Genomic DNA, 14829 nt, shown 5'->3' with positions numbered 1-14829 from the left:
GCAGCGGGCTGGTGCCGGAACTGATTGCCGCAAGCAATAAAAAAGGCCTGCCGAATTATCGGCAGGCCTTTTTTAATTTTACCCGGCCGCTCGGGACGCGGCTGTGCGAGGGGCTATTCGCGCGCAAAGCGCAGGGTCTGGGCGAGGCCGCTGGCCGTGCGGGCGTGCAGCAGGTACACGCCAGTAGGCAGCCGGTGCAGGTCCAGGGCCTGTTGTTGCTTCGGGGAGGTGCCCGATACGTGGCCTTCGTACACGCGCTGGCCCAGCATGTTTACTACCGTCAGGGCCACCGGTTCGCGGAAGCCGGTCAGCTCCAGCAGCAGGTAGCCGTCGGCAGTGGGGTTGGGCGATGCGGTGATGCCGGTGGCGGCCTGTGCGGGCGCGGTGGCCGTCACGGTCACGCTCTGGGCCGCCGAGGTGGCCGAGCAGCCCGCCGCGTTGGTAACCGTCACGGTGTACGAGCCGTTGCGGGTGCCTGAATTGACGAGATAAGTCTGGCCCGTGGCGCCGGTGATGGCCGTGCCATTGAGCGAAAACTGGTTGCCCGTGGCGGCCGAGGAAGTTAGGGTGATGCCCGTGGCCGGGGTGCCGCTCACGGTCAGGGTGGGGCTCGGCGGCAGGGCATTCACCGTAAAGGTGGCCGTGCTGGTGGCCGCCGCGCATCCGCCACTGGCCGCCACCGCGTTGGTGATGGTGTAAGTGCCGGCCGTCGAGCCCGTCAGGCTGATGACGCCTGTCGTCGCGTTCAGGGCCAGGCCCGCCGTGGAAGTAAACGTGCCCCGGGTAGCTCCGGCAGCCAGCGCGGGCGTAAACGTGCCCGAGCCTCCGGCGCAGGCAGCGCCCGGGCCCGGTGCGGCACCGTAGCTGAAACCCGCCGTGAGAGGTGCCGTGACCGTTACCGAAGCAGTGGCCGTTGAGGCGCAGGCCGTCGCCGTGCCGGCCACGGTATTCGTCACCGTGTAGGTGCCCGGTGTGCTGCTGCTGAGCGTAATTGCGCCGGTGGTGGCACTGATGGCCAGGCCGGTGGTGGAGCTGAAAGTGCCTGCCGTGGCCCCTGCGGCCAGCACCACGGTCGGGTTGGTGGTGCCGCTTACGCAATAGCTGCTGGTGCTGCCGTAGCTGAAGGTGGCTGTTGAGGGCGTGCAGGTCGCCGCCGAGATGCTCACCAGGTAATCCTCCGCTTCGCCGTAGCTGGAGCCGCTGGCTCCGCAGGCCTGCCCGCTGGTCAGGGCGGCGTCGTCGCCGCCCCGCACGCGCAGCTTGGTAGTGCCCACCGTGGCCGTGGCCGGCACCGCTATGGCTATGGGGGTTGTGCCGCTGGCACCGGCCCGGGCACCTACGAAAAACTCCGATGCTTCAAACGTACCGTTCTGGTTGAAATCGACCCAGATAGCACTGTTTTGGGTGCCGTCCGTGCCGAACGTTAGCGTTGCCGTCGCGGTGCTGCCCGGTACCAGGGTCGGAATTTGCAGCGTGGGTGCGGTGCCAGTCTGCTGGCCGGCGTAGTCGTGGTAGTACGGTGCCACGTTGCCGGCGGCGGTCGTGTTGTTGTCGAGCGTGCCCAACTGCACCCGGGCCACTATGTCGCCGCTCCCGCCGTTGCTGTAGGTGGGCGTGCAGTAGCAGGCCGTAACGGGCGACTGCGTCACCTGCACCGCCGTCGAGGGTGTGGGCGTGCTGCCGGTGGCAAACTGGCAGCCCACCAGCACCCGGTAGTAAGTAGCCGCCGTCTGGCCGGTGGCGGTGTAGGTGGCACCGGTAGCGCCGCTGATGTTAGCGAAACCGGTGGTAGCGCTGGTGGTGCTCGACTGCCACTGGTAGGTATAGCCCGCGTTGGCCGGCACCCCGCTCACCGACAAGTAGATGCTGGTGCCGGAGCAGGCCGTGGTCAGGGCCGTGCCGCCGGCGGCCGTGGTGCTGGCCACCGTCGTCAGGCCGGTAGGCACGGCGTTGCAGAGCGGGGTCGAGCCCACGCTCACGGCCAGCAGGTCGAGCACGCCCCCGATAGAGGTTTTGCCAAACGTGATGCTGGTAATGTTCTTGTTGAGGCTGGCCGTTGGCACCGTTAGCCTTAGTTGGGTAAGGAAGGGCGCAGTGTTAGACGCTGCCGTAGCCGAAACGGGCGTCGTCACGCTGGCCCGCCCCGAGGTGCCGAACACGTTGCGAGTAGCATCCACCGTAAACCAGTCGGGGTAGGTTTGGCCCGTAAATGCGGTGGTCGTGCCATCGGCGTAGTTCACGGTCACGTCCACCGTCGAAACGCCCGAACCGCTAATCCCTAGCACATAAACATCGGAGGCCGTTATGGGCGTAGCAAACGTGAGGGTTCCGCTGGTGGCACCGGCCAGCCGGAGCGCGTTGTTGGCGCTCAGCGAAGCCAGCTGGTAAGTCAGGGCCGCCGGTCCGACAATGGTGTTCGAAATAGCCCCGTTGTTGGGAATGCCCGAGGTATGAGATGTAGTAGCCGTGTAGTAGTCCTGCGAAATCAGGTAGTAGCCGGCCCCGTCCACATCGGCCGTGGTGGAGGCGGTGGGCGGGCTGGCCGCCGCACCGTTGGCCACGATGTCGGCCGTGAAGCTGGCCGCCGTCAGCGGCACCAGGCTGTAGGTCGTCTGGGCCCGGGCCGAGGAGGCCGCGCCAACAGTCAGCGCCAGCAGCATGAAAAGATGAGTAAATGGTTTTTTCATAGAAAACGGGATTGGTTTTGGGAAAAATGGGCATAAAAAAAGCAAAAGCCAAATGGCTCTGCCTCAATGGTTAATTAACAGTTGCGGAGTTGCAGTTAGCTAAGGGCAATAAGTGCTTAATCGAAGCGGAATGAGCCTTGGGGGTTTGTCCGGTTCAGTGAATATCGCAACAGGGTAACACTCTGCTTTTTTAAGCAGCAATTTGTTTGCTCTGAATCGTTTAGGCTGTGGTCAACCGCTTTGGCACGCATCATACTACCAACGCCAGCAAATCGGCGGCAATGCCGGGCCAGGGCTGGTGCAGATTGAGAGTGACGACGCGCACCGGATGGCCGCCCAGCGTGTAGCGCACGTCCACGTCCTGCGTGGCGGCCGGGTAGAGCAAAATGCCTTCCAGGGCTTGGCCGGGGGCGGGGCGCTGGTTTTGGAGGTAGGCGTAGAGCTGGTAGAGGTGCGGGGCGATGAGGCGCTGCCGGTCGTAGCGCGGGCGCAGGGCGGCAGCATAATATTTGGTGTCGAGGATGATTTTGCGGTCGGGCGCCTCCAGCGTGGTATCGGTGAGCATGGTGGGCAGCAGGTCGAGGTGGGCGGGCAATGGGGCTTCGGCCTGCCAGGCAATGGTTTCGGCAAATACGCGGTAGCGGCGCTGCTCGCGCCGGAAAAAATTGCGGGTGAACTGCTCGAAGATGCGCGCCATCAGTACCTCGTCGCGCCGGAAATCGGTGAAGCGCTTGCGGCCGGTAGCAGTAGGTTCGGGCAGGGCCGTGAGCCACACCAACTCGCAGATGTGCATCAGAAACGCCGCTTGGCTATCCGGCCGCTGCCGCCGTAGCTCCCGAAACGTGGCGGCAGTCGGCGGCGGTAGCGTAGTATCATTCAGCCCCGCCGGAAACCGCTGGCCGATTTGGTGCAACTCGCGCCGCAATGCTGGAGGCAAAGCCGCCGCCCGGCCCAGCACGCCCAGCGTTTGGGCGATGAGGCGGTGCAGGGGCGAGGCGGTGCTCAACTCATCGAAGGTGCAGATGGCGCGGCCCTGGCCCAGCAGGCCCCGGCCCAGCGTGGGAGCCAGTTCCACGCGGCCACGCAGACTGGTAAGTTCGGCCTGCTGGGTTTCGAAGGTGCGCGGCAGGCCGGTGCGTAGCAGGCGGCGGGTGGCGTGCAGCAGCACCTGCGCCAGTAGCCCCAGCGGCCGCTCGAAGGGCGTGGCCTCGCTGGCCAGCAGCACGGCGGGTTCAGGCAGCCGGTTCCAGGCGTAGCAGAGGAAGTAGTAGAGGGTCGGGAGCGGTATCAATAGGGGAAAGTTACGGGTGCGCTTCCGGCCCGATATCGCAAAGGCCCGGAGTCAGAAATCTTCCACTGATGGAAAATTTCTGACTCCGGGCCTTTGGGTGACCTTTCTATGCCTGAATCAGGTGGCCTGGCCGGCCAATGACGCTACTCCTTCACCAGCTTGGTGCTGGTAACTTCACCAGTTGCAGAAACAGCCTTAAGCAGGTACGTACCGGGTAGAATATTTCTGACTTCCAGATAATTCACCCCGTTTTCAGTGGCTGAAGGTTGCTGCCAGATTTTGCCGGCCATGTTCACCAGCGTGAGGGTACTGCCGGGGGCGGCCCCCGTTACCACTACAAAATTGGCGGCGGGGTTGGGGAAGGCCGCCAGCGGGGCTGCGGTGTCGTCGAAAGCCACAAACCGCACCGGGCTGAAGGAAAAGGTGCCGTCGGTATCGGTGCTGCGCAGGCGGTAGTAGCAGGCCTGGTGGCGCTCGCCGTTGTCGGCCATGCGGTATTGGCGCAGGGTGCTGCTGCTGCCCGCCGCCGGCAGCGTGCCAACGGGTTCCCAGCCGGTGGTGCCTGTGGTGCTGCGCTCGGGCGTGAAGTCCTGGGTGTGGCTTTCGCTGGCCGTAGACCATTGCAGCAACACGGCGCGGCCTTGCTTGGTAGCCGAAAACGTGACCAGCGTAACGGGCAGGGGTGCTTCCACCAGCGGGCCAGTCACAATGTTGGTATCCAGGCTGATGGCCCCGGCAATGGATAAGCCCCGGCCCAGCAGCGCGGCTCCGGATATCAGGTTGATGGCCCCGTCGGCTACTATCGTGCCTCTAAAAACGGAGTTAGCCCCTAGGTCGACCCGGCCACCTATTTGCCAGTACACATTGTCGGCATTAGCGCCGTTGATGAGCGTGATGGTGGATAAATCGGCCGTGGTTAGCGCCCCACCCAGCTTAAAGATGAACACGGCATTGGCTTTGCCGCCTCCGTCCAAAATCAGCTGGTCGGTTAGGGTTTGGGCACCGCCCAGGCAGTACACGCCGGGTAGCAGGGTTTGGGCGGGGCTGCCGCCCAGTGTCGAGATGGCGGTGGTGCCGCAGGGCACGGAGGTGGTGAGGTAGGTGTAGGCCGTGGCCACATCGGTAGCCACTTGGCCGGCGTAGGTATTGGCAACGTTGATGCTACCGGTAACGGTGCCTTGCGGAAACCCGGAGAAAGCCCCAACCTGCGTACCGATATTGCCCTGTACCACGGTTGGCCCCGAGTTATTGAAGGCTCCGGCGGCCGTGAACAAGGCGAAGCCCGTCGCCGTGCCCAAAGGAGGAGCTAGGGCTTGGCCCTGGCTGGCCTGCGCGAAAAAACAGCATAGCAAGGGTAATAGAAATCCGGATAAACGTACTGACATACAACGGGAAGATTGCGAGTGAAATTGTTTTCACGGTGCAAAATTCGAGTGTCGGACTAAGTTGATTATTACGGGATTACAGAAAATAATTACATCATTTTCCACCTCTTGGCTCAAATAGCTCAGTGAAATGGCCCGCTGGCGCATGAGCTGCTGGAAGAAACTGGGCGTGACTCCGGTCACCTTCTTGAACTGATTACACAAATGCCCAACATTGCTGTAATTCAATCGATAAGCAATTTGGCTAATGCTGAGTTCTTCTTCCAAAAGCAGCTCTTTCACCCAGCCGATTTTCTGCGCGATGATGTAGCGCTCGATGGTGCTGCCCGTCGCAGCCGAAAAAATCCGGGCCAGGTAGGCGTACTCCTGGTCAAGCTGCTGGCTGAGGTATAGCGAGTTTTTGATTTTGAGCGGTTCTTCCCGGTGTACCAACTCCGCAATCGTGTCTTTGATGCGGGCCACTAGTTGGGCTTTGCTGAGCTTAGCCGGTGGGTGCTGGCCTGGTTGCGCCGAAGGCAGGTAGCGGTGCTGGGCAGTGGGGGCAGTGGTCGTTTCCGGGGGCGCTACAGTAGTCCGATGGGCGGCCGTGGCAGTTATTGCGTTGCTTAACATGGGGCGGCAAATGCTTGCCGGTAGGTTAAAGATGAGTTCATCGGCTACCTACCATTGCCCGAGGGCAACCGTATCAGAATCGTATCAGAATCCTATGACTATTCTAATATAATGCCTTGATGGCTTGAATATACTTTGCAAACGCATGCCTTTAATCCAAGGTTGAGCCATTCCCAAATTGGGTAAGCTGCTATCAGGTTGTGATGCATTTTGAGCTAGTTATGCGGCTTGATGTCTAGCTTATTCCCAAAAATATAATGTCTAGCGTAAGTTGAGGCAAGCTGTCTGCCGATAATGCAACTTGTATTTTATCCATGAAGCCTGGAAATACCTGCTTGCCGCTCCATCTGATTCGGCGCTACACCAGCAGCTTTCGCAGCTGGGCGGCGGCCGTGGCGGGCTGCTCGCGCCAGTAATCGGCCAGCAGCGGGCCGATTTCCTGCTCGAAAATCAGGCGCAGCCATTCCGAAGCCTGCTCTGGCCGGGCTGGCGGTTGGCAGAAGTAGCTGTGGCCGATTTCAAAATCCGGCCCCAGCTCGGGGTCGTCGGCAATGGTTTGGTTGAGGGCGGCCATGTGGGTATAGAGCCGTTCGATAAGGTCGGTAGATATCTGGCGGGCCGCCAGCTGCTGCCGGAGCGGCGCGCCAAACTGCGGCCCCAGCGCCACGAAGGCGAAACGGCGGCGCAACGCATAGTCCAGCGGGCTGAGCGAACGGTCGGCCAGGTTGAGCGTGCCGATGACGTAGAGGTTGTCCGGGACGAAGAATTTGGGGGCGTCGGGTGGGGCGTAGGGCAGGCGCAGGGCGTGGGCCGGGCCGCGCTTGTCGGCCTCGAGCAACAGCAGCAACTCGCCGAAAATGCGGGGCACGTTGCCTCGGTTCACCTCGTCAATCAGCAGGAAATAGGGCCGGCTGGGGTCGGCGGCGGCGCGCTGGCAGAGCAGCGGCAGCACGCCGGGCACCAGGTGGAACCGGCCCTTGGCATCGGGCCGGAAGCCCAGCATAAAATCCTCGTAGCCGTAGCTGGGGTGGAACTGCACCAGCTCGATGCGGCTTTCGTCCTGCGCGCCCAGCAGGAGCCAGGCCAGGCGGCGCGCCAGAAAGGTTTTGCCCGTGCCGGGCGGGCCTTGCAGCAGCAGGTTGCGCCGGCGCGTCAGGCCAGCCAAAGCCGCATCTAGGTCAGCTTCATTAATAAATAGCTCGGCCAATGCATCGGCGCGGGTATAAGCCGGCGCGGCGTAGGCAGTGCCCGGCTCGGCGACGTGGGCGGGCAGGGCATCAGCGTTTTTGGCCAGGCCGGTGTACAAGTCCTCGGCTTGCTGGTGAGCTACTTCCTCGCCATCGGGGCCGGAGCCGGACGTGAGCACCGGCCGCTTCGTGCTGATGGTGAAGTCCAGGCTTTCGAGCAGGGCGTTGGTGGGCGCGCCGGCGGGGCGGGGCCAACGGGCGGCGGGATTGCCGGTGGCCAGGCGGTAGGCCAGCTCGGCCACGGCGCGGGGTGGGTAGCGCCGGCCCCGGTACACCAGCTCATACACGGTGCTGGGCGGCAGTGGGCGGCCTTCGCGCGCTATCTGGCGCAGGGCGCGCAGCACCTGCTCGCGGGTGAGCAGCGGAGTGGATTCGGCAGGGGCAACGGGCATAGCAAGCAAGGTAGAACCGGGATAACAAACGGCTTTAACCAAAAAAGTCCCCCGGCCGGGCCGAGAGACTTTTGAAGATGAAATCGTAACGAAGAAATAACGCCTCCGAGACTAGGGCGCTACCGTAAACTTGCGGGTTACCGAGTTGTACGGGCCGGGAATCATGGTGCCGCTGGCGTCTACCAGTTCCAGTTTCACGGTGTTTTCGCCGGCGGGCAGGCCTTCCATCATGTAAGGCATCCAACGGTCGAGCATGAACTCGGTGCCGTTGATGGTGGCGCGGACGCGGTTTCCGCCGGGCTCCAGCGTGGTGTTCACCAGATAGAAATCGAGCATGATGCGCTTAGCATCAGCGCCCGAATACGTGTCTTTGGGACGGCTGTAGAACAGGTTCGGAGCCTTGGTGTCGATGATTGGCGTGGCGGGAGCCGGGGTGTTGCCCACGTTGATGATGCGCAGGTCGTAGGCGCCGCGGTGCTTCAGGCTCTCGTGGTAGGAGCGCGACAGGAAGGACAGCACCACGTGCTGGCCGTCAGGAATCGGTTTGCTGAATTTGGTTTCGTAGTGGGCCGTATAGGGCTCGTTGTCCACGATGTTGTGGATGTGCTGGCCTTTCATCGAGTTGGCCATTTCGGCCATGTGGGGGCCGCCGCTCATTTTGGTGAGCAGGAAGTTGCTGATTTGGTAGTCGAACGCTACTTCGCCGCTGGGTACGGTAGAGCCGGCGATGGGAGCGCGCAGCTGCATCTGGGCTTCGGGGAATTTGGGCGAATCGCCGAAGGGCGTGAGGCGGATACCGTTTGATTCCATGCTTTCGCCGCTGCCGCCGGCACGGGTGGCGCTGGGGCTGTTGCCGCCGGCATTGGCGCTTACGTCGGTGGCGGGCTTGCTCGTTTCGCAGCTAGCCAGCAATGCCAGCGTAACGGTAGTGCTGCACAGCAGCCAGAGGGGGCGTTTCATAGAATCGAACTTTAAAAAAAGAGGTAGTGGTTTATTTGATAGGAACCATAAACGAAGTCGCTTACGGTGAAGGACCGGTGCCGGGTTTTGCTTAACTTGCGCCGTTGCCCACCAACAGGCCTACGCGGCCCCAAAGTAAACTCAATTTTATTATGCAAGACCAACTTCTTGACCATATTCCCTCGCTCGACCTCGCCGATTTCCGTTCCGGCGACCCCGAGCGCAAAGCCCGTTTCGTGCAGCAGCTCGGCGAGGCTTACCAAAACATTGGCTTTGTAGCCCTGAAAAACCACGGCCTCAACGACGAGCAAACGCGGCAGCTATACGCCGACGTGCAGGCCTTCTTCCGGCTGCCCGACGAGGCCAAGCAGCGCTACGAGAAGCCCGAGCTGGCCGGCCAGCGCGGCTACATCAGCAAAGGCAAGGAGCACGCCAAGGGCCGCAATACCGGCGACTTGAAGGAGTTTTACCACGTCGGCCAGGAAGTTCAGGACGAGGACCCCATCAAGAGCGAATACCCCGACAACATCTGGCCCGAGGAGCTCAGCACCTTTAAAGACACGGCCCTGACCACCTACCGCACCTTGGAGTCGGCAGGGAAGGACGTGCTGCGCGCCATCGCGCTGTACCTGCACCTGCCCGAGAATTATTTCGACGACAAGGTGAAAAATGGCAACAGCATCCTGCGCCCCATTCACTATTTCCCCATCGAAGACCCGGATGCGGTGCCCGCCGATGCCGTGCGCGCCGCCGAACACGGCGACATCAACCTCATCACCCTGCTGATGGGCGCCAGCGCCGACGGCCTGCAAGTGAAGCGCCGCGACGGCAAGTGGATTCCCATCACGGCCCTGCCCGACCAGATTGTGGTGAACGTGGGCGACATGCTCCAGCGCCTCACCAACGGCGTGCTGAAAAGCACCATCCACCGCGTGGTGAACCCCGCCCGTGAGAAAATGAACACCTCGCGCTTCAGCATCCCGTTCTTCATGCACCCGCGCTCGGAAATGAGCCTAGCGGCTCTGGAGCACTGCATCACGCCCGACAACCCCAAGAAGGAGGCCGACATCACGGCCGGCGAGTTCCTGAACGAGCGCCTGATTGAGCTGGGCTTGAAGAAGAAGTAAGGTTGGGTAAAACCGCCATCAGCACGTCATGCTGAGCGTAGCCGAAGCATCTCTACCACGCAAGTAATCCAATCGGAGCAACGAAGCGGTAGAGATGCTTCGACAAGCTCAGCATGACGTTCTTTTTTGTCCTAGTATGACCGTTCCGGCCTCCGTTCCGAATCCTGCCCCGCACCCCGCCGCCCCCGTTTCGCTCACGCCGCCCCCGCGGCGCTCGGGCAAGCGCACGCGGCGGGTGCGGGGCATTATTTTTTTGAAGGATGTGGCCGTACTGGCCCTCACAGCCTTTGGCGGGCCGCAAGCGCACATGGCCATGTTTTTCCGGCTGCTGGTAGATAAGCGGCGCTACATCAGCACGGCCGAACTGCTGGAATTGCAGGCGCTGTGCGCGCTGCTGCCGGGGCCGACTTCGACCCAGACCATTACCGTGATTGGGTTCCGGCTGGGGGGGCCTAATCTGGCCTACCTCACGTTGCTGGTGTGGATGCTGCCGGCGGTGACGCTGATGACGCTGGCTGGCCTTACCCTTAGCCACCTCGACCCGGCCCGGGTGACGGCGCTGGTGCAGTTTGTGCAGCCGGTGGCGGTGGGGTTTGTGGCGTTTTCGGCCTATAAGATTGCGGAGAAGGTTATTCACACCAAAACGGCCGTGGCCCTGATGGTGGCCGCCGCCATGATGGCCTACTTTTTCCAGCTGCCCTGGATGCTGCCGCTGCTGCTGCTGGCCGGCGGGGCCGTGACCACGGTGCGCTATCGCAAGCACGCCATCGTGCAGGAGAAAAAGCCCCTGCGCGTAGAATGGGCCAATTTTTTCCTCTGGTTTGGCATCCTGGTGGGGGCGGCGGTGCTGGGGCACTACACGCGCTGGCTGCCGGTGCGGCTGTTCGAGAATTTTTATCGCAACGGCTCGCTGGTGTTTGGGGGCGGACAGGTGCTGGCCCCGCTACTCTACGCCGAGTTCGTGGAGTTCAAGAAGTACCTCACGGGGCCAGAATTTCTGTCGGGGCTGGGACTGGTGCAGGCCATGCCGGGGCCTAATTTTTCCTTTGCGGCCTACATCGGGGCGCTGGCGATGCGGCCGGAGGGCGGCACCGGCATGCAGGTGCTGGGCGCGGCGGTGGGCACGGCGGGTATCTTTCTGCCGGGCACTTTCCTCATCTTCTTCGTGATTCGCTTCTGGGACCGGCTGCGGCAGTACCGGGTGGTGCAGGCCTCGCTGGAAGGCATCAACGCGGTGAGCGCGGGGCTGGTGTGCGCGGCCACGTTCCTGCTCTATCACCCGCTGCCTTACCGCTTGCTGGATTTGCCGTTCCACCTCGGCCCCATCGACTCGCTTCCCCTGAACCCGCTGCTGGTGGGCCTCACCTTCCTGCTGCTGCTCTGGGAAAAGGTGCCGAGCGTGGTCATCATTGCCGTGGCCCTGCTGGCGGGGGCGCTGATGGGGGCTTAACTCAAACCTCCGATTTCGCGGTTAAATAAGCCATCCGGGCATCCTCCAGCTCGACCAATAGGGTAGCGCGTTGCCGTAGCAGTTCTGCCCCCACGTCTGGAGTGCGGCGGAACAGCCGGGCGGCGCGCAGCCGCCGCAGGCGGGCTTCCAGCGTGTTCCAATAGCTAAGGGCGTAGAAGCCGGTGAGGGGCAGACTGAGCACGTAGAGGGCCGTCAGGCGCCAGTCGTGGGTGAGGTAGTGCTGCACGGCCGCTGCTTGCAGCGCATAGGCCAGCGGGAAGGTTATCATACCCATTACCAGCATGATGGGCGCTACAAACTCCACATCCTTGGTGGCGCGCTTGGCCACGGCCGAGGGCAGAATGTAGGGCAAATAGTTATTAATCACCCCATAAAGCCACACCGGCGCGCCAAACACCAGGTTGAGCAGGCCCACCACGGAGCCGCGTCGCTGGCTATCAAGCGCTTCGTCGGTAATACCGTAGCGGCGCAGGTCGGCCAGGTAGGTTGCAAACTGGGTGCGGGCAGCGGTAAGACGCTCGGGAAAGTGCTGCTCGGCCCAGGGCAGTGCTTGCAGCAGGGTACGGCTCAGTTGGAAGTTGTCGTAGAGCGTGTCGGGGTCGTCGTCGGGGTTGAGGTGGTTGCCGAACGTGCGCTCAATCTGCTGCACAAAGGTGTCCTCGGCCGCGTCGCGGGTGATGACCAGGCGGCGTTCCAGCGCCACCCGAATGGCCTCGGTGAGTTGGTCGGCGGCCAGGTCGGGGTCCTGGGCGTAGGCGGTGGCGTAGTCGGCCACGATGATGGGCGGGGCCACGTTTAGCAGCACATCCGACCGAAATTTGCTGGGGTCGAAATAATTGGTAGCCACCGGCACCACCTTTAGGCCCAGCTTGAAGTGGTGCCGGGCCTCGGCCCCCAGCGCGATGCGGGCCGCGCCGGTTTTGAGGGGGCGCAGGCGGCGCTCGCTCACGCTGGTGCCCTCCGGGAAAATCATGATGGTGCCGCCCTTACCCAAATAATCGTAGCAGCGGCCAAACGTAGCCTCATTCTGCGCCGCCCGCTGCTCGGGTGTAACTGGCCCGCCCTGGCCCGCGTCCTGCGCCCGGTAGATGGGAATGGAGTTGCCCGATTCCATGATGGCCCGCAGAATGGGGTTGACGAAAAACGTGCTTTTGGCCAGGAAGGCGATGGGCTGGCGGCGGTTCACGGCCGCCAGCAGCGGGTCCATGAGGGTGTTGGGATGGTTGCCGGCCAGCAGGAGCGGGCCGGGTAGGTGCAGGCGTTCGGGGTGCCGCACCTCGATGCGGCGGAAAAAGACCCGCAGCGCTACCTGCACCAGCGGTTTCATCACAGTATAAAAGAGCATGGGCGGGAATACGGCGTGTGGCCCCGAAAGATAGGCCCGCGCCGCCCCCAAACGCCAAGCGCCGCCAAACCCAGGGGCTTGGCGGCGCTTGCTGCTGCTGCGATGAGCGGCGGGCTACTTCTTCTTTTTCTTTTCGGCCTTGGCTTTCGCCTTGGCCTTTTCTTCGTCGCGCTTTTCTTTCTCTTTGGCTTTTTTGGCAGCGGCTTCCTCCATTTTCTTGCGCTTACCGGGGTATTTGGCGTCGAAAACCATGACTTTGGCAATGCTGTCGGCATCAGCAATGGCCTTGCGGCTGGTCACGCGGCCGGTGAGCGACACGTAGTCACCCTCGGTGATTTGGGTGGTGGTGCCGTCGGAGGCCGTCACCACGCCGGCCGGGGTGATGGTGGTGCCGTTAATCAGCTTTTTATCGGCCGTGAGCGGGTTGCTGATGCCGAGTTCGGTGAGCACCACCCGGCCCTTCTGCATCGAGATACCGTCCTTAATCCCTTCGGTAGTAGCGGCGGCTACGCGCGGCTTGGGCTGCACGCGGCCCGGCCGCGCCGTCTGGGCCTGCGCCACGGCCATATTCAGCAAAGCCAACGCAAAAGCACCGAGGAGGGAGTTTTTGATTTTCATGGAAAATTTAAAAATAGAATAAGGAAAAGCGCAACAATAAATGCTTCCAGTAGGCAAATATAAGCCTTTTTCAGAACATAACAGTTGTGTTATGTTAGAGAGGAGTGCAAAATAGGATTTGTGATTAATGGGGACGAAAAGTCAACATTCTGGCACCGCTTGCGTTCAGTAGGGTATCCAACTTTGGTGCCGAAAATCAAGCGTCTCCGTTTCTGCATCGCCCGGAATCACTATACGAGAACGGGCGGCTCGTAGCGTAATGCTCCCCGCAAAATTGCCCGCAGCAGAAATTGGGCATTAATGCTGAATTTGCAGGGCGGCCGGCCGCCCCTGACCGCCGAATAACTCCATCGCATTTCCCCCATCCCGTGGACTACAAAGACTATTACAAGGCGCTGGGCGTGGATAAAAATGCCACGCCCGAGCAAATCAAGAAGGCATACCGCAAGCTGGCCCGCCAGCACCACCCCGACGTGAACCCCAACGACAAGGGTGCAGAGCAGAAATTCAAGGAAATCAATGAGGCCAACGAAGTCCTCAGCGACCCCGAGAAGCGGAAGAAGTATGACCAGTTCGGGGCCGACTGGCAGCGCTACCAGCAGCAGCCCGGCGGTGGCGCGGGCCGCGGCGGCCAGCCCGGCGGCGGCTTCGACTGGAGCCAGTACACCCAAGGCGGCGGGGGCGGCGGCAACCCCTTTGGCGAGGGCGAAGACTTCTCGGATTTCTTCGGCTCGCTCTTCGGCAACATGGGCGGCGGCGGGCGGCGGCCCGGCGGCACCCGCCCCGGCGCCGGCCCCGACTACCAGGCCGAGTTGGAAATGAGCCTGGAGGAAGCCTACCACGGCGGCCCCCGCACCATCACCGTCAACGGCAAAAACCTGCGCCTGACCATCGCGCCCGGCGTGGCCGACGGCCAGACCATCCGCCTGCGCGACCAGGGCGGCCCCGGCCGCAACGGCGGCCCCAACGGCGCGTTGCTCATCACCTTCCGCATCCGGCCCGATGCTCGCTATGCCCGCACCGGCGACGACCTCACGCAGGACGTGCCCGTAAGCATCTACAAGGCCCTGCTGGGCGGCGAGCAAACCGTGGAAACCCTCAGTGGCTCCGTCAAAATCAAGCTCAAACCCGAAACGGCCAACGGTACCCGCCTGCGGCTGCGCGGCAAGGGCTTCCCGGTGTATAAAAAGGAGGGCCAGTTCGGCGACCTCTACCTGCGCCTGAACCTGACCTTGCCCCAGCACCTCACCGACCAGGAAAAAGAACTGATTCAGCAGCTGGCAGCCCTGCGCCCTACCGAAGCCTAACCCATCCTCTTGTTCAGCATGGAAACGACCTTCATCACCCTCACCTTCCAGGAATGCTCGGTGCGCTACGGCCTAGCCCCGGCTGACCTGCGCGACTTCCTGCAAGCCGGCCTGCTCCGCGCCGCCCCCGCCCCCGAAACCGTCATCGTGGACGAGCCTGACGACCTGCCCCGCCTCGCCCGCCTGCACCATGAGTTGGGCCTATCCCCGGAAGCGCTGGATATCATCCTGGCCATGCGCCAGCGGCTGGTGCGCCTGCAAGCCAGCCTGGCCCGTGAAACGGCGCGGGCGCGGCAGCTGGAGAATTTCCTGTTGGGCGGCGGGGAGGTGCTGAATATTGAGAGCTGAGAGCAGCCTGTTTCAGTAGGAAAATACAACGGGCAGCAG

Annotated in this window: 12 protein-coding genes; 4 read left to right on the top strand and 8 right to left on the bottom strand. The window is 62.5% G+C overall.

The window, feature by feature from the left end; genetic code table 11:
• Positions 1-113: 113 nt before the first annotated feature.
• The 6 genes from ACYU70_RS19075 to ACYU70_RS19050 form a co-directional block, all read right to left on the bottom strand.
• Positions 114-2687 (bottom strand): GEVED domain-containing protein, encoded by a 2574-nt coding sequence (locus tag ACYU70_RS19075; RefSeq protein WP_342296808.1) that lies wholly within the window; start codon positions 2685-2687, stop codon positions 114-116.
• Positions 2688-2937: 250 nt separating this feature from the next.
• Positions 2938-3978 (bottom strand): 5-methylcytosine restriction system specificity protein McrC, encoded by a 1041-nt coding sequence (locus ACYU70_RS19070; protein ID WP_342296806.1) that lies wholly within the window; start codon positions 3976-3978, stop codon positions 2938-2940.
• Between the two features lie 143 nt (positions 3979-4121).
• A complete protein-coding gene (locus ACYU70_RS19065; protein WP_342296805.1) occupies positions 4122-5330 on the bottom strand; it encodes an ice-binding family protein in 1209 nt (402 codons plus the stop codon).
• A gap of 63 nt (positions 5331-5393) precedes the next feature.
• On the bottom strand, positions 5394-5975 hold the full coding sequence (locus ACYU70_RS19060) for a helix-turn-helix domain-containing protein (RefSeq protein ID WP_342296803.1): 582 nt from the start codon (positions 5973-5975) through the stop codon (positions 5394-5396).
• 358 nt (positions 5976-6333) lie between these two features.
• On the bottom strand, positions 6334-7614 hold the full coding sequence (locus ACYU70_RS19055) for an AAA family ATPase (RefSeq protein WP_342296801.1): 1281 nt from the start codon (positions 7612-7614) through the stop codon (positions 6334-6336).
• A gap of 111 nt (positions 7615-7725) precedes the next feature.
• A complete protein-coding gene (locus ACYU70_RS19050) occupies positions 7726-8574 on the bottom strand; it encodes a hypothetical protein (RefSeq protein WP_342296799.1) in 849 nt (282 codons plus the stop codon).
• A 152-nt stretch (positions 8575-8726) separates the two neighbouring features.
• Between ACYU70_RS19050 and ACYU70_RS19045 the strand changes: the two genes are divergently transcribed.
• Entirely contained in the window at positions 8727-9701 is a 975-nt protein-coding gene (locus ACYU70_RS19045; protein ID WP_342296797.1) for an isopenicillin N synthase family dioxygenase, read from the top strand.
• A gap of 136 nt (positions 9702-9837) precedes the next feature.
• Positions 9838-11151: a chromate efflux transporter gene (gene chrA / locus ACYU70_RS19040; RefSeq protein ID WP_342296795.1), complete on the top strand. Its 1314-nt coding sequence runs from the start codon at positions 9838-9840 to the stop codon at positions 11149-11151.
• A 1-nt stretch (position 11152) separates the two neighbouring features.
• Here the strand turns inward: chrA and ACYU70_RS19035 are convergent, their stop codons facing one another.
• Positions 11153-12517: a lysophospholipid acyltransferase family protein gene (locus ACYU70_RS19035; protein WP_342296794.1), complete on the bottom strand. Its 1365-nt coding sequence runs from the start codon at positions 12515-12517 to the stop codon at positions 11153-11155.
• A gap of 114 nt (positions 12518-12631) precedes the next feature.
• The gene (locus tag ACYU70_RS19030; protein WP_342296792.1) at positions 12632-13135 is read right to left on the bottom strand and encodes a DUF6799 domain-containing protein; all 504 of its coding nucleotides are present in this window, start codon (positions 13133-13135) and stop codon (positions 12632-12634) included.
• 368 nt (positions 13136-13503) lie between these two features.
• Between ACYU70_RS19030 and ACYU70_RS19025 the strand changes: the two genes are divergently transcribed.
• Entirely contained in the window at positions 13504-14442 is a 939-nt protein-coding gene (locus ACYU70_RS19025) for a J domain-containing protein (protein WP_342296790.1), read from the top strand.
• 18 nt (positions 14443-14460) lie between these two features.
• A complete protein-coding gene (locus ACYU70_RS19020; protein ID WP_342296789.1) occupies positions 14461-14790 on the top strand; it encodes a hypothetical protein in 330 nt (109 codons plus the stop codon).
• Positions 14791-14829 lie beyond the last annotated feature (39 nt).

Source organism: Hymenobacter segetis (assembly GCF_054776495.1).
Note: the sequence above shows the minus strand (reverse complement) of the source record. Positions and strands in the feature narration are given on the sequence as shown.